The organism is Paenibacillus sp. Paensp111 (genome assembly GCF_059492195.1).
In genome coordinates, this window is record NZ_CP168527.1 from 1779409 (window position 1) to 1799750 (window position 20342).

Sequence of the window (20342 nt, forward strand, 5' to 3'; positions counted from 1 at the left end):
GGTCAGCCTCTTTTGGTTATCGGCTAAAGCTCCTTCTGGCTGGTCTTTCGGACACGGCCTGCTTGACTACTACGGATTTGGTGCGCTCCTGGCTGACAGGCAGACTGGATTGCCGTGATATGCTCAGCACAATCCCCATACTTGCCATCATTACCATCAAGGAAGATCCGCCGTAGCTAATAAACGGAAGGGTGACTCCCGTGATGGGTATAGTATTGGTTACGCCGCCGATATTGATGAAAGCTTGAATCGCAATGAGTCCCATAATGCCAACGCCTACCAAGGTACCAAATGTGTCCGGACATCTCACAGAGACCAGAATACCTCGCCAGATGAAATAAATATAGAACAATAAAAAAAGCAAAGTGCCAATGAATCCGAATTCTTCACCAATGACCGAGAAAATAAAGTCATTGTAAGGATTCGGCAGGTAATGAAGCTTCTGGACGCTTTGACCAAATCCGGTACCGGTAGCTCCGCCATGCCCAATGGCTATCAAGGATTGCACTAGGTTATAGCTTACCCCTTGAGGATCCTGCAGAGGATCCAGGTAGGCTTGAATACGACCCGCCTTATAGTCCTTGGGATTATCATGATCACTGATCTTGTCGAACAAAAACTGGGCTCCAAGCACAATGCTGGCTCCGAGTACAAGCAGAGCAAGTGAGCCAAGGATATGCTTCAAATTGGCGCCGCCGGCAAATACAACAAGGCCCGCCGTCGCGACAAGAATAACGCAGGAACCGAAATCCGGCTGAAGCATAATAAGGCCGGCTACGAAACCAACGATCAGCATCACGGGAATATAGCCGGTGCGCAGATCGCGGAACCGCTCGCCTTTTTTGGAGATCAGGGCTGCCAAGTAGAGGATGATCGTGATCTTGGCCAGCTCGGAAGGCTGAACACCAAACGAGCCGAAACCGAACCAGCTTCTTGCGCCGTTAACATTTTGTCCTATATAAGGGACGAGTAATAGCATAATTAGAGTGACTATGAACACAGGCACAAACAGTTTCTTATATTTAGCATAAGGTATGTTCATAGTAACAAACATGCTCAGCAGTCCCAGTACGCCAAAGATCATCTGTTTCTTGGTGAAGTACATCGCATCGAAATTAAACTTGGGATTGACAATCGCAATGCTGGAGCTGGAGCTGAATACCATGACTAGACCGAATCCCACCATAAGCAGGGTAAGAATAAGTAATTGAAAGTCAGGAGTCCCTTTTCTGGTCTGGGTGGTTTTGTTATCATTCATAGCTCGGGCCTCAAGCCTCGAGCAATTTCTTTAATTCGTTCAGCTTCTGATTCGCATGGCTCAGAACTTGAGACGGAATTGGAGATTCATACTCGAGTCCATGAGGGAAGGTTGCACGGCCCATGTATACAGCTTCGATGGCCAGGACTGTATCCGGGCGCTCCAGCTTGCCGTCCAGGGCGCGAGTATTGATACGAAGAAAGTACTCGCTATTGTTGTCTTCTATTTTATAATCATATGTAGCGCGGTAATATTCCCATTGCCAACGTACAAATCCTACTTTCTCAGCGGATTCATCCAAATAAGCGAGATCACTTTTAATACCGTCCAAACCAGTGTTTTCAAAAATCATTGGGTCATTGTCCTCCCTTAACATACTGTATATTCATTCATGATAGTATGTTTCCCGTAGTTGTGCAAGCACTCTCAAGGCCTTACGCAAAAGACTTTTCGGCAGATGAATCGTGTGTGTTACAATGATTGCAGCGGGTTTATGACACGTGTAAGTGTGAACAAAGAGAAGGATGTGGCTGTAGTGAAAGATTTAGAGCTGTTAAGGTCCTTATTTCCGGATATGGTTAAGACCAGGCGCTTTCTGCATCGGAATCCGGAAGTTTCCTATAAAGAAGAGAAAACATCGGCATATGTCGCAAATATTTTGACGAAGCTGGGTATTGAAGTAAGAACTGGGGTTGGCGGCTACGGAGTAGTCGGTGTGATTAAAGGAAAGCTTCCCGGCAAGACCGTTGCCCTGCGTGCAGATATGGATGCTCTGCCGATCCAGGATGAGAAGGTGTGCGATTATGCGTCTGAGGTGCCGGGTGTTATGCATGCCTGCGGTCATGACGGTCATACAGCAGCGCTGCTTGCGGTAGGGGAGTACTTCTCAAGACGGCTGGACACACTTCAGGGAGAGATCCGATTGATCTTTCAGCCGGCAGAAGAGGTATGCCCTGGTGGAGCAGCGGCCATGATTCAGGATGGAGCCATTGACGGGGCGGATGTGATCTACGGCGTTCACTTATGGACTCCCATTCCTGTCGGCACGGCTGCCAGTGTCTCGGGTCCGCTTATGGCTTCTACCGATGAGTTCTTTATAGATATGAAAGGACAAGGCGGACATGGAGGCATGCCGCATGCAGCGGTTGACAGTGTAGTGGCGGGAGCAGCTCTTGTCATGCAGCTTCAGGCGATTGTCAGCCGATCTGTAGATCCGCTGGACCCTGCGGTCGTTACCATTGGTTCCATACAGGGGGGAACCGTGCAGAATGTAATTGCAGAGCACTGTGTCCTGTCGGGTACCGTCCGATGCTTCAAGGAGGAGACGCGGCACCTGATCCGCAGAAGAATTGAGGAGATGGCCGAGGGAACGGCCAAAGCCTACGGAGCGGAAGCGAGCATCGATTATGTCATGGGATACCCGCCGCTCGTGAATCTTGAAGCGGAAGTGAACCGCTTTTTCCAAGTGGCAGGAAAGGCCTACGGACTTCGCGCCGAAGTGTCTCCGAAGATTATGCCTGCAGAAGATTTTGCCTATTATGTACAGCAAATTCCGGGATGCTTTGTTCTTGTGGGAGCGGGAAATCCCGACAAGGGCGCCTCGTACCCGCACCATCATCCGAAGTTCGATCTGGACGAAGAATCCATGCTGTACGCAGCTGGGCTGCTGGTTACACTGGCCGAATCCTACTTGGGAGAGAACTGACGAATAGGTTTTGGACATTTCTGGATAACCTAATAGATGAAGCAGGAAGCTCGCTTAGCTGCGGGCTTCTTTTTGTCTGGAATAAATACCGAATCCGTAACACGGAAGAAAGGAAGTATGGATGAACGGAAAAGGTGCATGCTTGGTTCTGCGAGATTTCACGGTTCTTCTTGAGAAGGATCACCCTGGCTTTGAAGCGGCAAGACGGGAGCTATCCAGGTTCGCGGAGCTGGTGAAGAGCCCGGCTTCTTTTCATACCTATCGACTTACTCCTCTATCCATGTGGAACGCCGCGGCCCAAGGACTGGAGACGAATGATATCTTGGACCGGATCCGGGCTTTGTCCAAAATGGAAGTTCCAGCCCAAGTTATAAAAGATATTACGCTTTGGTTGTCACGTTACGGGAGATTAAAACTGAGCCAGTCTATGGAACAACCGGAGGTACTCTTATTGCAAAGTAAGTCCCCGGAATTTATCGATGAACTTCTGAAGCTCGATTCTGTACGGAAGTTGAATCTCAGTAGGGTCTCGGGAACCACGCTGACAATTCCGGTTAATAATCGGGGAATGATCAAGCAGGAGCTGACCCGGCTTGGTTACCCGGTACAGGACGAGGCTGGCTATCACAGCGGACAAGCCTTGTCCTTTGATCTACATGCTCAGGTGGCTGCGGGTCATCCGTTCTCCCTTCGGCCCTATCAAATCGAAAGTGTAGCAGCTTTCACCGGAAGCGGTCCCGGTACAGGGGGAGGAAGCGGAGTTCTCGTTCTCCCCTGCGGCGCAGGGAAGACGGTTATTGGGCTCGCCGCCATGGCCAAGCTCCAGTGTGAGACCCTGATTCTTACTTCAAACGTAACTTCAGTCAGGCAGTGGATTGGGGAACTGCGGAACAAGACGACGCTTAATGAAATGGAGATTGGAGAATACTCGGGAGACCGGAAGGAAGTCCGCCCTGTTACGGTCTCAACCTATCAGATATTGGCCCACCGATCCAAGAAGGAGGATGGCTTCAAGCATATGAAGCTGTTCAATGAGCGGGATTGGGGGCTGATTATTTATGACGAGGTTCATCTGCTGCCTGCCCCTGTCTTTCGTGTTACTGCGGAGATCCAGGCTACACGCCGGCTGGGCTTAACGGCGACACTCGTACGAGAGGACGGGTGCGAGAAGGATGTCTTTTCCCTGATTGGTCCAAAACTTTACGAGATGCCTTGGAGAGACCTGGAACAGGAGGGCTGGATAGCTCAGGTGAAATGCTGTGAAATTCGCGTACCCTTAAGCGAATCCCTTCGAATGAAGTATTCATTGGCCGGAGGAAGGCAGAAATTCAGAATAGCGGCGGAGAATCCCGGGAAGTTGATGGTGATACAAGAATTGCTGAAATCCCATGCTGACCGGCAGGTTCTCATTATAGGTCAGTATCTGGGTCAGCTTAAGCATCTATCCGATCAGCTTCAGGCTCCGCTGATTACGGGAAGTATGCCCCAGGAAGAGCGAATGGGACTGTTCCGTGCCTTCCGCAGCGGCGAACTTCCCGTATTAATCGTATCTAAAGTGGCGAATTTTGCGGTTGATCTTCCGGAGGCCTCCGTAGGAATACAGGTGTCAGGAAGCTTCGGCTCCAGACAGGAGGAAGCCCAGCGACTCGGAAGGCTGCTTCGGCCTAAGGCTGAGGATAACCGGGCCTTCTTCTATACCTTAGTCTCAGACAGAACCAGAGAACAGGACTTCTCACGCCGCAGGCAGCTGTTTCTTATTGAACAGGGTTATGAGTACTCGGTACTACCCTCGCAGGCAGATGGCGATTCAGGGAAGGAGGCAGCTCAGTGACCATGCGATCATGCCATTTAAAGTGGGCTGAGGAGCTTGAGGCTTCTGAGCTTGGTAAGCTGACTTTGGGGTTCATAATCCAGAACTATGCTGGACAACCCTTCAAGCTGGAACAGATTGAGAAGCTTGCAAGTGATGGAGTCAGCGGGGCTGAGCTGCGCCTGGGCGTTCTCTCTCTAGTGAAGTCGGGCGTTCTGTGTGCAGTGAAGAAGACTTGGGGGGAGAGGCTGTATTTCATTGACAGCCGTTTGTTCCCAAAGCTTCAGGCGGGTATTCTGGGACCTGTAGATCAGCGGGCGGAGGCGGTGAACCCTGGCTTGGTATCCCTTGACCGCGAAGGCAGGGCGGGAATAGAGATCGATATGTTCCGGGTGCTGGTATGGACCGGGCAGCATGGCCTGCCGATCACGGCCAAGGGCACGATCCATCAGAAGACGGTAACTAGACTTGGCGGGCTGATCCAGCTTGCGGAGGATGACCTCCAGCATATTTCGCTCCAATATCCTCACTGTGATGTCTATCCCACTAATACAGCCGTTGTGCTGGATCTGTTAGCGGGCCTGGGTCTAGTTGAAAAGAGAGGCAGTTGGACAATAAATGAATCTGCTGTGGAGGCTTGGCTCATACTGTCTCCAGTTGCTATGCGGCTTGCTGTGTACAAACAGCTGCTGGACAGGTACCTCCCTGCCGACCCGATTCTGCAGCATTACGTCTATGCTCTTAGCACGGAGTATATTGAAGAAGGAACCTGGTTTCACTTTGAGGAAATTATCGGCTGGATGGAGAAATATCATATACTCGTAAATCCCTTATCCGAGGGGCAGCATAATTTTACGCTGGGATGGCTGGAGATGCTTTGCGGCTTGGGGTTCGTGGATTTGGGCCGCGGAGAGAAAGGACAGGCAGCCTTTCGCTGGAGAGCCAGGCCGAAGATCCCGGAACAGATAGGATCAGCCGGTAACGAAGATAGGGATATCGAGCCATTCACGGCTCCTCTTGAAGGCAGATTGTATGTACAGCCGGACTTCGAAATCCTTGTGCCTTCTGATGTTTCTTATCTGATCAGATGGGAGCTGGAGTTGTGGGCAAAAGGCGTGACTTATGATGCGATGTCTGTGTATAAAATCAGCCGGGAATCGGCCGCGAGCGCCCTTGAACACGGGCGAACCCTGGATGAGCTTGAAGTATTTCTTGAGAAGTGGGCAGCATCGGGTATTCCGGATCCTATTCGGAGCGCGCTTCGGCAATGGGATAAGGAACTCGGCCGAGTCTTCATTGAAGAGCGGGTGCTTCTCCGCTGTTCGGATGAAGAGGCTGCGGAGATCGTGGCCAACTATGACGGAGGGCAGTCAAAGCTGGAGCGAATCGGACCTCTTGATTTCATTGTCCACGGACCGAATTTGAAAGAGATCTATAAGATACTTGAACAGCTTGATCTGGCTCCTCAGAGGCCATTTGATAAGGAATCCGCCGCCAAATATCCAAAGCTTAGACCGGATAGGATGGGCTCTGGCAATTCGTCAGGGGAGAAAGATGCAGCAAGGACGGATCAAGATCATCAAAGCCGCCCTGGAGAATTCAAGGGATGGATATTTAGCGGTGCAGCCATACATATCTATGAGCGGGACAAAGAACCTTTGGTGATCGCCGAGCTATTCCCTGGCTTGGATGAGATTCCGCCGGCTTGGTACAAAGAATTGAGAAGCTATCATGCCTCCACGGCCAAATCTTTAATCCAGCAGGCAATGTTGTGGCAGACCAAAATAAGACTGGGAATAAAAGATAAGGTTACCGAAGCCCTCCCTTTAAGGCTGCTGCACGGGAACCCTTGGCGGGCCGAGGTGCTGCTGCTGCCATCCCTTAAGAAGCAGGAGCTGTCCTGTACGGACTGGGACACCCTGCAGCTTATTTTGCCTGAAGATCCCTATTTTAAAGGTTAAGTCTTCTTATCGAATAGGGTTTATGATATGATTATCCTGTCTACCCCCGGGTAGAACATTCTTAGAATTGGGATGAATTTCATGAGCGTATCAGAGAAGAAGACGGTCGATATGGCCGAGATGCTTACTTACGCCTATGAATTAGGCGATATGATCAATAGCTCTGCCTGTGTTGCTGAATATCTTCATTGGAAGCAGCAGGTCGAGAAAGATACAGAAGTACGGCTTCTGGTTAAGAAGCTGGAGTCGAAGAAGGAACTGTTCGAAGAGACTCAGCGCTTTGGGCATTTCCACCCCAACTATCACGAGGCGATGGGACAGGTTGCCGAAGTGGAGCAGGAGCTCGAACAGATTGAAGCCGTAAGCAGGTTCAAGCAGGCGGAGAAGGAACTTGATGACCTCCTTCACCAGATGTCCGAGACGATTGCTTATGCGGTGTCTGACAGTATCAAAGTGCCAAGTAACGATCCGAGTCCCAAGGGCGGGGGATGCGGCAGCGGCGGCAAGTGCAGCTGCGGATAATTATTGCGGAAGAAAGCGGGGCAGGGCACCATGTTTCAGGAGCGTACAGGCTATATTATATGGGTCAGCGATATGAAGGCGGCAAGAAATCTGGATAAATACGGAAGCGTGCATTATTTGTCGAAGCGTATGCATTACGTGGTGATGTATGTGAATGCAGAACGGGCTGAGGATATTATGAAGAATGTCCGCAAGCTGTCATATGTTCGCAAGATTGAGAGATCTTACCGCAATGAAATCAAGACCGAATATACCAAGGATGTACCGGACAAAACACAATATTACGGCCTGTAAGCGATTAGGCTTACGGTTCGAACTCAACCTTTGCAGAGAGTGTGTCTTATGACACGGTCTCTGCTTTTTTTTGTTACCATCGGTTCAATGAAAAAAATGAAAAAATTGTTTTTTGACTTCATTTTGTCGAAAATGCTATATTTTGTCTAACGTGTTCACCGCGAAGAGGAATAACTCCATGATCTTACGGCATACCCCTTATCTATGCATAATCATTTCTAAGAAATGCAGGACACCACGCAGCCACTAATGACCCTTTTCCCCTATGAAAAAATGAAAAATAGGCATAAACTCTGTTGTATTTCATAGAATTGTAAAAAAAGAAACATAGTAACTGGTTATCCGTACTATAAAGAAAGCGATTTAGCGTATCAGCTTTATTTCGACATACAAGGTTGTAACTTGTGATTTAATAGGATTTCATGTAATATGATGGGTAAATATACTTAGATACAAAGACCTATTTTAGGTAGGGGGTGTAGTAGTGAAAGATAAGATCATGGAGAGATGGAACACGTATGAGGCCTTTTTCGTTCAGCTCGGAGACAAGAAGGTTGCCGATGTCATTATTACCAACCATGCCAATATCAGATATAACGACCGCATTGCCAAGAATCAAAGCTCGTCTGACACCATTGCAGCCTGGATTTGGGAATGTCTCAAGCAGAATCGGATGGTCCCATATTACCGGAAGGAAGAGGATGTCTATTTAATTGATGATGACATTGTTGTCGTCGCAGAGTTCACGGAGCTTCCAGGTGAAGTGGATGTGGCCGGTAATCAGTTACATAAGATGATCGTGGTTACTTTCCTGGGTAAAATGTCGGAAACCATAGAACTTCGTGATCTGAAATCCTATTATTCCTGGCTGCGTCATTCCCGTCGTATGACCTTAATGAAGAACAGCCGTAAGCGTAAATAGCTGCGGGTAGAATAGATGAAGACCTACAAGACACAAGGGATGAGATCCCGGGTGTCTTTTTTTGTGATCCTTGGCATGCTATTGTAGATAGACGAGGAAAGGACGGAGAACACATGGCACTTAACTATCATCAGCTTCACATCTTTTATACGGTAGCGGAAAAAGGGAGCTTCTCAGCTGCGGCGCAGGCTCTGCATATGACCCAGCCTGCCGTTACCATGCAAATCCAGTCGCTTGAAGATTATTTCGGGACGAAGCTGCTAGTACGCTCTACCAAACGAATCGAGCTCTCCGAGGCGGGAAGGGCGCTCATGCCTTATGCAGAACGCGGAATTGATCTGATGCGGGAGACAGAAAGCGCAATGGCCCGCTTCACTCATATGCTGGAAGGCCGGCTGCAGCTCGGAGCCAGTCTTACAATCGGGGAATATGTTCTACCACGCCTGCTAGGCCCATTCGGACAGCAGTATCCCCATATTAATATTGTGCTCAAAGTGATGAATACTGCCGAAATTCTGGAGCAGATTCTGCATCACCAGCTTAGCTTTGGACTAGTGGAAGCGGCTGTACAGCACCCGGATATGGTAATGGAGCCTGTTATGCAGGATGAGCTCAAACTGATTGTACCGGCTGAACATCCGTTAACCCGGCAGAGTGAGGTTCACCTTCAGGAAGTGCTGGATTATCCATTTGTCCTGCGTGAGAAAGGTTCGGGAACCCGGCAGGTGATGGAGGAGGAATTGACCCGCCTTCAAGTTGACCTTGACCTGGTGAAGACGGTAATGGATCTTGGAAGTACAGGAGCAGTGAAATCTGCTGTAGAAGCGGGCTTTGGAATAACCATGCTGTCGCCTTCCTCCGTAAAGCACGAGGTGGCTTTGGGCCTTCTGAAGGTGATCGATATTAAGGATGCGTCCTTTAGACGAAATTTCTATTCCATTCATTTGAAATCTACATTACTGCCTATTTCCGCAGTAACTTTTCTGGACTTCCTTAGGGCACAGAAGCTGCCGCTGTGAAGTCATAACCGTTAATAAGGAGGCGAGTTAACTTGAGTAATATACTTTCGAGTGAACGATACGATCTGCATACCCATACCCGGGCCTCTGACGGCATGAACGCCCCAGCCGAGAATGTTCACTTGGCCAAGCTCAAAGGGCTGGCGGGGCTTGCGATTACCGATCATGACACGGTAGCAGGGATCGTAGAAGCAACTGCGGCCGGTAAGGAAATCGGAGTGCAGGTGATCCCTGGAGTCGAGATAAGCACCCGGGCATCCGGCAAGGATATTCATATACTTGGTTACTATCTTCGTTATGAGGACGAAATACTTCGTTCGAGGCTGGAGAATCTCCGTACTGTGCGCGAGACGCGGAATGAGCAGATTGTTGGGAAGCTGAATGCACTGGGTATTCCGATCACGATGAATGAAGTTATCTCAGGACTCGGCAGGGATCTGGGTCCAGATGACAGTGTCGGCCGACCTCATATTGCGGATGTTCTGGTTCGCAAGGGAATTGTGGCTGATCTTCGCGAAGCCTTCGACAAATATCTGGCCGAAGGAGCCGCCGCCTACATATCACTCCCGCGAGTAGACCCTGTTGAAGCCATCGCTTGGATCAAAGAGGCGGGAGGGGCGGCTGTCATTGCCCATCCGGGACTGTATGGGGATGATGACCTTGTCCGGAAAATTATAGCAGAGGGCCAGCCTGCCGGAATTGAGGTTTATCATTCCGATCACGGACCTGAGGAAGAGGAGCGTTACCTTGCTATGGCCCGTGAATACGGGCTGCTCATGACGGGAGGCTCCGACTATCACGGTGTCCGCCGTGGACAAGTATTCCACGGGGATCTGGGCAGCCGCACGGTAGCGGCGGACGTGCTTGAACAGCTGCGGAGCCGAACTGGCCTGTAAGAGGCCGCTGCAGAGCAACTTTATTTAAACAAAAAAGGTATCCGGCTTATCTGTTTAAGCGCCGGATACCTTTTTTAATTAAGTAGGCTAGCCGTTCTTCACCGCACTCTTCAGACTTTTCACAAGTGCTTCGTCTGGTGTGACGAACAGGGTCTTCTGATGATCGTAAATGACGAATCCCGGCTTGGCCCCGCTTGGCTTGCGGACATGCCGGATCAATGTGCAGTCGACCGGTACGCTGCTGGACTCCTTCGCTTGGCTGAAATAGGCAGCAAGCTGAGCCGCCTCCTCAAGGGTGGACTCCCCAAAGGAAGTACTGCGGATAACTACGTGGGATCCGGGGATATCCTTGGTATGAAGCCAGGTATCATTTGAGTTCGCCAGCTTGTTGGTTACATATTCGTTCTGCAGGTTGTTCTTGCCCACATAGATTTCAATTCCCTCCGAAGAGGTATACACATGAAGTGTCGGACGATCGTTCTTTTTCTTCTTCCGGTTCTTCTTGCTGCGGTCACGCAAGTACCCCTGCTGTATTAACTCATCTCTAATTTCATCAATATCGCTTAAGGAGGCGAACGCGAGCTGTTGAAGCAGCCCCTCAACGTAGGCAATTTCATCATGGGTGATGCGCAGCTGCTCATCAATCACGGCCAGGCTGTTCTTGAATTTGTTGTACTTCTTGAAATAACGCTGGGCATTCTCTGAAGGCGTTAACAGCGGATCGAGCGGGATACGCTCCATGGCTTGATCTTCATCATAGTAATTCACCAGCTCAATCTCCTTGTCGCCCTTCTTGATCTGGTGGAGGGAGGGAAGCAGCAGCTCGCCCCAGATGCGGAAGCGTTCGGCATCCTTGGCTTCATCCAAATCTTCATCCAGCTTGCCCAATTTCTTGATGTTCTTCGTCCGCTCATTCTGAAGAAAGCGGATTAAGTCACTGACCTTCTGTTTAACCGTATCCCGCTCGGCCTTATCCCCATAGTAGTCCTCGAGGCAGGTGCTGATGGAGGAATAATGCTTGGTCTCCCCTTGGATCAGCGTAAGCGGAATGGCGGAGAATATGCTTTTACCTTTGGCATTAAGACCTGTAACAGGTTCGTAACGATGCTCGCGTACCCGGGTCATCAGGCTGTCGAAAGCCTCCCAAAGTGCTTCAATTCTGGCGGAAAGATCACCTGGGTTATGATCAAGCCCCGCACGGTGATGAATCTCCTGCGCAATCAGCGGGCTAAGCCCGCTAAAGGTATTAACGATCCAGCTAGGAACCTGATCCAGGGCAAGATCCGCAGAAGCTGCATGGTACGCCGTCACAAAGGCTTCTTTATCCGCAGTTAGCGGGTTCAGCTTATGCTGCTGCGGAGGCTCGGTATAGCTGAATCCAGGCATAACGACCCGATAACTGCTGATCGAAGGGGTCACATGGTGAATCCCGTCCAGCTGGGTCCCTGTTGCCGGGTCGACAATAATAATATTGCTGTGGCGGCCCATAAGCTCGATAATGATTCGCTTGCTCGAGACGTCCCCAAGTTCATCGCGCTGACGCACATCGATTTGAATCGTACGTTCCAAGCCGCTCTGGGTAATGGATTCAATTACACTGCCCTCACAATGCTTGCGAAGCAGCATACAGAACATGGGTGCTTCCTGTGGATTGAGGAAGGTCTGCTCCGTGAAATGAACCCGCGGATAAGTCGGATTCGCCGATAGAATCAGGCGCCGGGTCTCTCCTTGGGCTCTAAGATTAAAAATAATGTCGTTAGGTGAAGGCTGGTGTATTTTATTAATTCTTCCGCCAACGCAGAGCTGCAGCTCATGCACAATCGCGCGGGTTACAATTCCATCAAGTGCCATATTCGCAGATTCTCCTGTCTATCTTTACGTACTCCTCTACTATGATGCCATAGTTAGGGCAAAAACTTAAGGCCTTCCGGGTGATAATTTGGGACTTGTCTGAATACATTTACCCTAGTACAGGGTGGAAAAGCTCTCACACTGCCAAATATGCGGGAAATACGGGAGGGAAATGCGAGCATGGAACAAAAAAACTGGCACCAGTGGAGTGCCGATGAGCTCTTGGAACGGTTCGCCGTGGAGCAGAATCAGGGCCTTACCGCTGAAGAGGCGCAGCGGCGGCGCGAACAGAGCGGCCCCAATGAGCTGTCTGAGGCCAAGCGCATCTCACCGCTGATCCTTTTTCTGAACCAGTTTAAAGATTTTATGATGCTGGTCCTGATGGGGGCGACGCTGGTATCGGGTCTGCTTGGTGAATATCTGGATGCCGTCACCATTGTGGCGATCATTGTACTCAATGGGGTTCTCGGCTTCATTCAGGAATTTCGGGCGGAAAGATCGCTGCGGGCACTGAAGCAGCTGTCTGCTCCTCATGCAAGAGTACTGCGGGATGGAGCTGTAGAAGATATACCTGCTCGGGAACTAGTGCCTGGTGACATTGTCATGCTGGAGAGCGGAGACCGGATTCCAGCGGATCTGCGCTGGCTCAAGGTGAACAGCTGTGATGTCGAGGAGTCTGCGCTCACCGGGGAATCCCACCCATCGGGCAAGATTATCTCGGTTATTCCATCTGCTGAGGTACCGCTCGGGGATCAGAAGAACCTTGGATTCATGGGAACCATGGTCACCCGCGGTTCGGGAACAGGAGTTGTGATCCGTACAGGTATGGATACGGAGATGGGGAAGATTGCGGATCTGATCCAGAGCACGGAGACTCAGGAGACTCCGCTGCAGCGGCGTCTGGAACAGCTGGGCAAAATCTTGATCATTCTCTCTCTGGGCTTAACGATTCTCGTGGTGCTTGCAGGTATTCTGCATGGACAGCCTGCCGGCAGCATGTTCTTCGCGGGTGTGAGTCTGGCAGTGGCAGCCATCCCGGAAGGTCTGCCCGCGATTGTAACTATTGCTCTGGCACTGGGTGTACAGCGGATGATCAAACGCAAAGCCATCGTACGCAAGCTGCCGTCGGTCGAGACACTGGGCTGTGCCTCGGTCATTTGCTCGGATAAGACGGGAACTTTGACCCAGAACAAGATGACGGTGAAGCAGGTCTGGCTGGAAGGCCGGTCTTACGAGGTTACAGGAGATGGATATGAACCGGCAGGCTATGTGCTTTATCAAGGCAAGCCCGCCGATTTCAAGAAGGAGCCTTCGTTACGGAGACTGCTGCAGATCAGCGCTTTGTGTAATAATGCCGAGATCTATGAATCAGGGTCCGAGGAACAACGGGGCAAGAAGAAGGGGAAAGACGACTCAGGGCCGCAGTGGCAGCTAAAAGGTGACCCTACAGAAGGAGCACTCCTCACCTTGGCATCCAAGGCAGGCTTCTCTCCGCAGTCTCTGAGCGGAATGTACAGCCGGGAGCACGAATTTCCTTTCGACTCTGACCGGAAGCGAATGTCTGTGATTGTGAGCCATCAGGGAGGCAGACTTTCTTACGTCAAGGGAGCCCCTGACATGCTGCTCGACCGCTGCTCTTATATTTTGTGGGAAGGAAATGTAGTGCCGCTTACCGGGACTCTTCGGCAAAAGGTAGCTGCAGCGAACGAGAGCATGGCTCGCTCCGCGCTTCGCGTACTCGGTCTTGCTTACAGGGACTTAAGACCTCACGACAACACTTCCTCTGTTGACCAGGTTGAATCCCAGCTTATCTTTGCCGGACTGACCGGTATGATTGATCCGCCGCGCAAGGAAGTGCGAGAAGCGATCTCCGTCTGCCGCAGAGCAGGTATCAAGACGGTGATGATTACCGGTGACCATGGCCTGACGGCCGAAGCAATCGCGAATGAGCTGGGAATCCTGGTACGCGGAGGTCTCTCGCTGACAGGACAGCAGCTTGCAGCCATGAGCGATGAGCAGCTGGATAAGCAGGTCGACAACGTATATGTATATTCTAGGGTATCGCCCGAGCATAAGCTGCGAATTGTAAAGTCCCTCCAGCGTAAAGGGCACGTCGTGGCGATGACCGGTGACGGGGTCAACGACGCACCGGCAATCAAGGCGGCAGATATCGGGATTGCGATGGGCATTACGGGTACGGATGTATCCAAGGAAGCCTCTTCTCTGATTCTGAATGATGATAATTTCTCGACTATCGTGGCTGCCATTGAAGAAGGTCGTAATATTTATGAGAACATCCGAAAGTTCATCCGCTATTTGCTTGCCTCGAATGTCGGTGAAATTCTGACCATGTTCTTCGCTATGCTGGCCGGTCTGCCGCTGCCGCTGCTGCCGATTCAGATTCTGTGGGTGAACCTGGTCACGGACGGCCTGCCGGCCATGGCCCTGGGGGTCGACCAGCCAGAGAAAGACCTGATGGAGCATAAGCCAAGAGGGGCGAACGAGAATATTTTTGCCCGCAGACTGGGCTGGAAGATTATCAGCCGGGGTATCCTGATCGGGCTATGTACACTGGGCGCCTTCTGGGTGACGCTTCAGGTCGCACCTGACAGTCCGGAGCAGCTAATGCTGGCCCAGTCCGTTGCCTTTGCAACCCTGGTTTTGGCTCAGCTTATCCATGTATTTGACTGCCGGAGCTCCCGGTCGATCTTCCACCGGAACCTCTTCCAGAACAAATATCTGGTGCTCGCGGTCCTGTCCTCGCTGCTCCTCATGCTGGCAGTTTTCTATATTGAACCACTGCAGCCGATCTTCAAGACGGTTGCGCTTGGACCGCGCGAGTGGGCTATTGCCTTCGTAGCCGGCGGTATCCCAACGTTCCTGATGGGGGCTGGCAGCGTGCTGTCGACCAAGAAACCGCGCAAAACCGGGCCGAGCCGTGCGCTGCCGGTGAATAGTACAAATATTCGGGCATAAAATGAATAGCTTTTCCTCTCTCAAAAATATAGACTTGTTGCATAAGAGATAAAGAGAGGGATAGCTATGGAATTTACAAAGATGCATGGACTCGGCAATGACTTTCTGGTCTTTCATGGACACCAGGCTTTGCCGGATAATGTGAGTGAGCTTGCAGTGAAATGGTGTGACCGCTTCTTCGGCGTAGGCGGGGATGGACTGGTATTCATTCTGCCATCGGAGCAAGCGGACTTCCGGATGCGGATTATTAACTCCGACGGCTCCGAAGCCGAGCAGTGCGGGAACGCCATTCGCTGTGTGGCCAAATATGTATATGATCATAAATTAACAGATAAAGAGAATATTACGATTGAGACGCTGGGCGCCGGAGTTCAGCCGGTTAGCTTGAAGGTTGAGAACGGGGTAGTCCAGACGGTTAGAGTGGACATGGGTGAGCCGATTCTCGACGGACTAACAGTTCCAACTACGCTTGAAGGCAATCCGGTTCTGGACCGTCCGATTGAAGCGGATGGACGTGAATTCAATTTCACGGCTGTATCTATGGGTAACCCTCACTGTGTCATCTATGTAGAGGACGCCCCTAATTTCGATCTGGACACCTGGGGGCCGAAGCTGGAAGTTCATCCTTATTTCCCCCGGAAAATCAATGTAGAGTTCGCAACCATCACGTCCCGTGATCGTGTCGAGATGCGCGTATGGGAACGCGGAGCCGGTCCGACACTGGCTTGTGGTACAGGTGCTTGTGCGACTCTGGTATCCTCTGTTCTGAATGGGCTGACTGACCGGGCAGCCTGGATCGGTCTCAAAGGCGGAGATCTCTATATTGAGTGGAATGAGGAAGACAACCACGTCTATATGACCGGGCCTGCGGCTGCGGTATACAAGGGAACTATAGAAGCCTAAGACTCGCTGAGTGCTTTTGGTGTTCAATAAGGCAGCCTTTCTCCTTAGAGAGGCTGCCTTTATTTGTACCTTAGACTTGTGGCGGGTTAACCTTATCATCCTGCCCGATTTATGTTACATTATAGTGAATATTAAGAGGAACCTGTTCCGCTATAGGCTGGAGGATGTTTAAATGAAACCGGAATTTGATTTACGGGCAAGGCTTAATCGGGAAGTTCTGATCGGTGATGGGGCAATGGGCACTTATTTGTACCAGCTCGGATTTCCGGTAGGGATCTCTTTTGAAGAGCTGAATATGATTCGCCCTGAGGTGATCGGGGATATTCATAGACAGTATGCGGATGCAGGAGCACAAGTGATTGAGACGAACACGTTCTCAGCCAATTACTATAAACTTTCCAAATTCGGACTTGAGAGTAAGGTAGAGGAGATCAACCGCGCGGCCGTTCGTATTGCACGTCAGGCAGTGGGGGAGAACAAATATGTAATAGGCACTGTAGGTTCGATCCGCGGCGGCAAACGCATCAATGTATCGAGTAAAGAACTGAAGCATTACTATGAACAGCAAATAACAGCTCTGCTCGAGGAGCAGGTGGATGGCATTTTGCTAGAGACCTTCTTTGATTTGGATGAAATGCGAATCGCTCAAGAAATTGTCCGCAAGAACGGCGATCTGCCTGTAATTTGCCAATTTGCAGTAGATGATATCGGTAGAACGACGGACGGCTATTCCATTGTGGATGCCTTCTCTATCCTCCGTCAGGAAGGTGCCGACGTTCTCGGCTTTAACTGTCATTCCGGTCCTAAAGGAATTATGGGTGTAATGAGCAGACTGAATGGACCGCTTGATGTTCCTCTGTCCGTCTACCCGAATGCGGGTCTTGCTGATTATGTGGATGGCGAATTTATTTACGGGGCTACTCCTGAATACTTCGGAGAGAGCGCCGTTTCCTTCGCAGATCTCGGTGCCCGTCTGATTGGGGGGTGCTGTGGAACAACCCCGGATCATATCGCAGCAATGGCAGCTGCTTTGAAGAATTATATGCCTCAATCTTTGCCGGAGACCTCGGTGCTTTCTCATGAATCGGTGCCTAGAATTGTGGCCGAGCATGTGTTAGAAGAGAGGGAAGTCGCGGGCGGACGTCCGGAGGAACCATCCATTGTAGATCTCGTCAAAGAGCGCCATACCATTATTGTGGAGCTGGATCCGCCCCGTGACCTGGATATTACCAAGTTCATGAAGGGGGCAGCTGCCCTGAAAGAGGTGGGGGTTGATGCCCTTACACTGGCGGATAATTCACTGGCTGTCACTCGTATGAGCAACATGGCTCTTGGCCACTTGGTTCTAACCGAGACAGGACTGCGGCCGCTGATTCATATTGCCTGCCGGGATCGTAATCTCATTGGGACGCAGTCTCACTTGATGGGCTTTGATGCGCTGGGGATCGACCATGTTCTGGCGGTAACCGGAGATCCTGCGAGATTTGGAGATTTGCCTGGGGCAAGCTCCGTGTATGATATGACTTCTTTCGAGATTATTAGGATGATCAAACAGCTTAATGATGGTATTGCCTTCTCAGGCAAGCCGCTTAAGCAAAAAGCGAATTTTGTTGTAGGCGCAGCATTTAATCCGAATGTGAAGCATCTGGATAAGGCCGTTCAACGCCTGGAGAAGAAGATTGCTTCTGGAGCTGACTATATCATGACCCAGCCCGTATATGATGTGAAGCTGATTGCTTCTATTAAAGAAGCAACGGCACATCTGGACGTGCCGATCTTCATCGGGATTATGCCGCTGGCCAGCGGGAAGAATGCAGAATACCTGCACAATGAAGTGCCGGGTATACAGCTGTCTGACTCTGTACGCAGCCGCATGGACGGTCTCCAGGGCGAAGAAGGCCGGCGTGTTGGCGTTGAGATCGCCAAGGAGCTGCTGGATGTAGCGATGGACCATTTTAACGGAATATATTTAATGACCCCATTTATGTTTTATGAGATGACAGCGACCTTGACAAAATACGTAAAAGAGAAGTCGAAAGAGCGCGGGGCCCACTTGTTTCACTCATAATTATCAATTACAATAGTGTAACGGATGTGATGCCGATGTCATTCAGTATGACCGGATTCGGTCAGTCCGCCCAGCATTTTGGCGGCTATGTGATACAATTTGAAATTAAATCAGTCAATCATCGTTATTCCGAGATTGTGCTCCGCATGCCTCGGGAATGGACTTGCTATGAAGATGAATTGAAACGTATTGTACAGCGTCATATCAAGCGGGGACGGATTGATGTCTATATCAACAAGGAGAAGGAAGATGAGTCTTCCAGACCTTTTGTAGTGAACACTTCTGCAGCTAAAGCTTACCTCGATGCGGCCCGTCAGCTTGGAGAACAGCTTGGCGTGGATAGTTCGCTAACCGCCCACCAGCTCCTGACGATGCCTGATGTGCTTGTTAGTGAGGACGTGCTGCCTGCGAGCCTGCATCCTGATGAAGAATGGGAGAAGGTTCTTAAGGCCGGTCTGGAGCAGGCGTTATCTGGGCTGATCAAGATGCGGGAGAAGGAAGGCCAGCACCTGACGAAGGATTTGGAGGAGCGTCTGTCTAAGCTAGAGGAGTTCCATGCCGAGCTTACACGGCTGGCTCCTACGGTGGTTGGAGATTACCGGAACCGGCTGAGGCAGAGGGTCTCCGAGCTTCTTGACGGTACCCTGGATGAACAGCGTTTCAGCATGGAAGTGGCGATTTTTGCTGACCGGTCCAATGTTGATGAAGAGCTGACCCGACTGGGTAGTCATTTTGAGCAGTGTAGAGAGCTGCTTCATACCCGTGAACCGATTGGACGGAAACTGGATTTTCTCATTCAGGAAATGAACCGGGAAGTAAATACGATTGGATCCAAAGCCAATCATTTGGCTCTAGTGAACCGTGTGGTCGAAATGAAAGCGGAGCTGGAGAAAATTCGCGAACAAGCGGCGAATATGGAATGACGAAGATTCGTTTCGGCTTAAATGAGTCAAGTAAATAGGGGGATTAACCTGAAGATGGCGATCAAACTCATTAATATCGGTTTTGGGAATATCGTATCAGCTAATCGGATTATTTCTATTGTTAGTCCGGAATCTGCACCGATCAAGCGGATTATTCAAGAAGCAAGAGATCGGCATATGCTGATCGATGCTACCTATGGACGCCGGACGCGTGCAGTCATTATTACTGACAGTGACCATGTTATCCTTTCGGCTGTTCAGCCGGAGACGGTTGCGCACCGCCTGTCCACGAAAGATGATGACAACGACGAATGATATGGAGAGAACAATGGCAAAAGGGTTACTAATCGTATTGTCCGGCCCATCTGGTGTCGGTAAAGGAACAGTGTGCAGTGCACTCCGCAAGCGGGTTCCGGAACTTGTATATTCCGTATCCGCAACCACGCGTCAACCGAGAATCGGTGAAGAGCACGGAGTGAATTATTTTTTCAAAAGCCGGGAGCAGTTCTTGAGTATGATCGAGAACGATCAGCTGCTGGAGCATGCCCAATATGTGGATAACTTCTACGGCACCCCGCGTGACTTTGTAGAAGAGACCATCAATAGCGGCAAGGATATTATTCTTGAGATCGAAGTTCAGGGTGCGCTTAAAGTGAAAGAGAAATTCCCGGATGGCGTATTTGTATTCCTGCTTCCTCCTTCTCTTGAAGAGCTGAAGGACCGGATTCAAGGACGCGGTACCGAGAATCAGGCGACCATAGATCACCGGATGTCTGTTGCTCTGGACGAAATCAATCTGCTTGAGTATTATGATTACGCAGTGGTTAACGATCAGATTGATCTGGCCTGCAAGAGAATAGAATCTATTATAATCGCCGAACATTGTAAGGTGCGAAAGTAAGACCAATAGTCCGGGCGTAGATACATAATCAGCCCGAAAGAAGAGGTGTCCGTATTGTTATATCCATCGATTGATAAAATGCTGGAGAAAGTAGACAGCAAATATTCCCTAGTAGTTGCAGCCTCACGCAGAGCAAGACAACTGAGAGAGGGAGAAGGTTCTGAACTCAAACAGGCCAAATCCCATAAGCAAGTCGGTGTGGCGCTCGAAGAAATCTATGGTGACTACGTCCGCATCAAGCGGGATGGTCAGGACCTCGCGGAACTCGACAAACTAGACAAATAATGACTGGCCTTCGGGCCTTCCGACAACCGCAAGGTTGTTATTTTTTTC

At 50.4% G+C, this 20342-nt stretch carries 18 protein-coding genes; 15 read left to right on the top strand and 3 right to left on the bottom strand.

Annotated elements, in window-relative coordinates; genetic code table 11:
• Positions 1 to 16: 16 nt before the first annotated feature.
• Both ftsW and ACEN86_RS08145 read right to left on the bottom strand, forming a co-directional pair.
• Positions 17 to 1258 (bottom strand): putative lipid II flippase FtsW, encoded by a 1242-nt coding sequence (gene ftsW / locus ACEN86_RS08140; RefSeq protein WP_495633789.1) that lies wholly within the window; start codon positions 1256 to 1258, stop codon positions 17 to 19.
• 10 nt (positions 1259 to 1268) lie between these two features.
• Entirely contained in the window at positions 1269 to 1610 is a 342-nt protein-coding gene (locus ACEN86_RS08145; RefSeq protein WP_495633790.1) for a YugN family protein, read from the bottom strand.
• Positions 1611 to 1751: 141 nt separating this feature from the next.
• Between ACEN86_RS08145 and ACEN86_RS08150 the strand changes: the two genes are divergently transcribed.
• From ACEN86_RS08150 to ACEN86_RS08185, 8 genes are all read left to right on the top strand, one after another.
• Positions 1752 to 2963 carry a M20 metallopeptidase family protein gene (locus ACEN86_RS08150; protein ID WP_495633791.1) on the top strand — a complete coding sequence of 404 codons (1212 nt, stop codon included), beginning with the start codon at positions 1752 to 1754 and terminating at the stop codon, positions 2961 to 2963.
• Between the two features lie 121 nt (positions 2964 to 3084).
• Positions 3085 to 4794, top strand: coding sequence for a DNA repair helicase XPB (locus ACEN86_RS08155; RefSeq protein ID WP_495633792.1), 1710 nt, complete (start codon positions 3085 to 3087; stop codon positions 4792 to 4794).
• A gap of 2 nt (positions 4795 to 4796) precedes the next feature.
• Complete coding sequence (locus ACEN86_RS08160) at positions 4797 to 6734, top strand: helicase-associated domain-containing protein (RefSeq protein ID WP_495634251.1); 1938 nt, start codon at positions 4797 to 4799, stop codon at positions 6732 to 6734.
• Between the two features lie 81 nt (positions 6735 to 6815).
• The gene (locus ACEN86_RS08165; protein ID WP_495633793.1) at positions 6816 to 7256 is read left to right on the top strand and encodes a YlbF/YmcA family competence regulator; all 441 of its coding nucleotides are present in this window, start codon (positions 6816 to 6818) and stop codon (positions 7254 to 7256) included.
• Between the two features lie 30 nt (positions 7257 to 7286).
• Positions 7287 to 7550 carry a YlbG family protein gene (locus tag ACEN86_RS08170; protein WP_127197957.1) on the top strand — a complete coding sequence of 88 codons (264 nt, stop codon included), beginning with the start codon at positions 7287 to 7289 and terminating at the stop codon, positions 7548 to 7550.
• Positions 7551 to 8034: 484 nt separating this feature from the next.
• Positions 8035 to 8472: a hypothetical protein gene (locus tag ACEN86_RS08175; protein WP_495633794.1), complete on the top strand. Its 438-nt coding sequence runs from the start codon at positions 8035 to 8037 to the stop codon at positions 8470 to 8472.
• Positions 8473 to 8585: 113 nt separating this feature from the next.
• A complete protein-coding gene (locus ACEN86_RS08180) occupies positions 8586 to 9491 on the top strand; it encodes a selenium metabolism-associated LysR family transcriptional regulator (RefSeq protein WP_495633795.1) in 906 nt (301 codons plus the stop codon).
• Positions 9492 to 9523: 32 nt separating this feature from the next.
• Positions 9524 to 10387 (top strand): PHP domain-containing protein, encoded by an 864-nt coding sequence (locus ACEN86_RS08185; protein ID WP_495633796.1) that lies wholly within the window; start codon positions 9524 to 9526, stop codon positions 10385 to 10387.
• Positions 10388 to 10474: 87 nt separating this feature from the next.
• On the opposite strand, the gene ACEN86_RS08190 is transcribed toward ACEN86_RS08185, so the two are convergent.
• Positions 10475 to 12238, bottom strand: a complete 1764-nt coding sequence (locus ACEN86_RS08190; RefSeq protein WP_495633797.1) for an Rqc2 family fibronectin-binding protein — start codon at positions 12236 to 12238, stop codon at positions 10475 to 10477.
• Between the two features lie 180 nt (positions 12239 to 12418).
• Here ACEN86_RS08190 and ACEN86_RS08195 point away from each other — a divergent pair, with 180 nt between their 5' ends.
• From ACEN86_RS08195 to rpoZ, 7 genes are all read left to right on the top strand, one after another.
• Positions 12419 to 15214, top strand: coding sequence for a calcium-translocating P-type ATPase, SERCA-type (locus ACEN86_RS08195; RefSeq protein WP_495633798.1), 2796 nt, complete (start codon positions 12419 to 12421; stop codon positions 15212 to 15214).
• Between the two features lie 66 nt (positions 15215 to 15280).
• On the top strand, positions 15281 to 16117 hold the full coding sequence (gene dapF, locus ACEN86_RS08200) for a diaminopimelate epimerase (protein WP_495633799.1): 837 nt from the start codon (positions 15281 to 15283) through the stop codon (positions 16115 to 16117).
• A 172-nt stretch (positions 16118 to 16289) separates the two neighbouring features.
• Entirely contained in the window at positions 16290 to 18185 is a 1896-nt protein-coding gene (locus ACEN86_RS08205) for a bifunctional homocysteine S-methyltransferase/methylenetetrahydrofolate reductase (RefSeq protein WP_495633800.1), read from the top strand.
• A gap of 35 nt (positions 18186 to 18220) precedes the next feature.
• Positions 18221 to 19108 carry a YicC/YloC family endoribonuclease gene (locus tag ACEN86_RS08210; protein ID WP_495633801.1) on the top strand — a complete coding sequence of 296 codons (888 nt, stop codon included), beginning with the start codon at positions 18221 to 18223 and terminating at the stop codon, positions 19106 to 19108.
• Positions 19109 to 19162: 54 nt separating this feature from the next.
• Complete coding sequence (remA, locus tag ACEN86_RS08215; protein WP_005548256.1) at positions 19163 to 19423, top strand: extracellular matrix/biofilm regulator RemA; 261 nt, start codon at positions 19163 to 19165, stop codon at positions 19421 to 19423.
• Positions 19424 to 19436: 13 nt separating this feature from the next.
• Complete coding sequence (gene gmk, locus ACEN86_RS08220) at positions 19437 to 20009, top strand: guanylate kinase (protein WP_495633802.1); 573 nt, start codon at positions 19437 to 19439, stop codon at positions 20007 to 20009.
• A 54-nt stretch (positions 20010 to 20063) separates the two neighbouring features.
• Complete coding sequence (gene rpoZ, locus ACEN86_RS08225) at positions 20064 to 20294, top strand: DNA-directed RNA polymerase subunit omega (RefSeq protein ID WP_495633803.1); 231 nt, start codon at positions 20064 to 20066, stop codon at positions 20292 to 20294.
• Positions 20295 to 20342: the final 48 nt, after the last annotated feature.

Excerpts from the sequence above, each read along its gene's own strand:
- ftsW (WP_495633789.1), bottom strand. The coding sequence starts at position 1,258 with ATGAATGATAACAAAACCACCCAGACCAGAAAAGGGACTCCTGACTTT.
- ACEN86_RS08145 (WP_495633790.1), bottom strand. The coding sequence starts at position 1,610 with ATGATTTTTGAAAACACTGGTTTGGACGGTATTAAAAGTGATCTCGCT.
- ACEN86_RS08150 (WP_495633791.1), top strand. The coding sequence starts at position 1,752 with ATGACACGTGTAAGTGTGAACAAAGAGAAGGATGTGGCTGTAGTGAAA.
- ACEN86_RS08155 (WP_495633792.1), top strand. The coding sequence starts at position 3,085 with ATGAACGGAAAAGGTGCATGCTTGGTTCTGCGAGATTTCACGGTTCTT.
- ACEN86_RS08160 (WP_495634251.1), top strand. The coding sequence starts at position 4,797 with ATGCGATCATGCCATTTAAAGTGGGCTGAGGAGCTTGAGGCTTCTGAG.
- ACEN86_RS08165 (WP_495633793.1), top strand. The coding sequence starts at position 6,816 with ATGAGCGTATCAGAGAAGAAGACGGTCGATATGGCCGAGATGCTTACT.
- ACEN86_RS08170 (WP_127197957.1), top strand. The coding sequence starts at position 7,287 with ATGTTTCAGGAGCGTACAGGCTATATTATATGGGTCAGCGATATGAAG.
- ACEN86_RS08180 (WP_495633795.1), top strand. The coding sequence starts at position 8,586 with ATGGCACTTAACTATCATCAGCTTCACATCTTTTATACGGTAGCGGAA.
- ACEN86_RS08190 (WP_495633797.1), bottom strand. The coding sequence starts at position 12,238 with ATGGCACTTGATGGAATTGTAACCCGCGCGATTGTGCATGAGCTGCAG.
- ACEN86_RS08195 (WP_495633798.1), top strand. The coding sequence starts at position 12,419 with ATGGAACAAAAAAACTGGCACCAGTGGAGTGCCGATGAGCTCTTGGAA.
- dapF (WP_495633799.1), top strand. The coding sequence starts at position 15,281 with ATGGAATTTACAAAGATGCATGGACTCGGCAATGACTTTCTGGTCTTT.
- ACEN86_RS08205 (WP_495633800.1), top strand. The coding sequence starts at position 16,290 with ATGAAACCGGAATTTGATTTACGGGCAAGGCTTAATCGGGAAGTTCTG.
- ACEN86_RS08210 (WP_495633801.1), top strand. The coding sequence starts at position 18,221 with ATGTCATTCAGTATGACCGGATTCGGTCAGTCCGCCCAGCATTTTGGC.
- remA (WP_005548256.1), top strand. The coding sequence starts at position 19,163 with ATGGCGATCAAACTCATTAATATCGGTTTTGGGAATATCGTATCAGCT.
- gmk (WP_495633802.1), top strand. The coding sequence starts at position 19,437 with ATGGCAAAAGGGTTACTAATCGTATTGTCCGGCCCATCTGGTGTCGGT.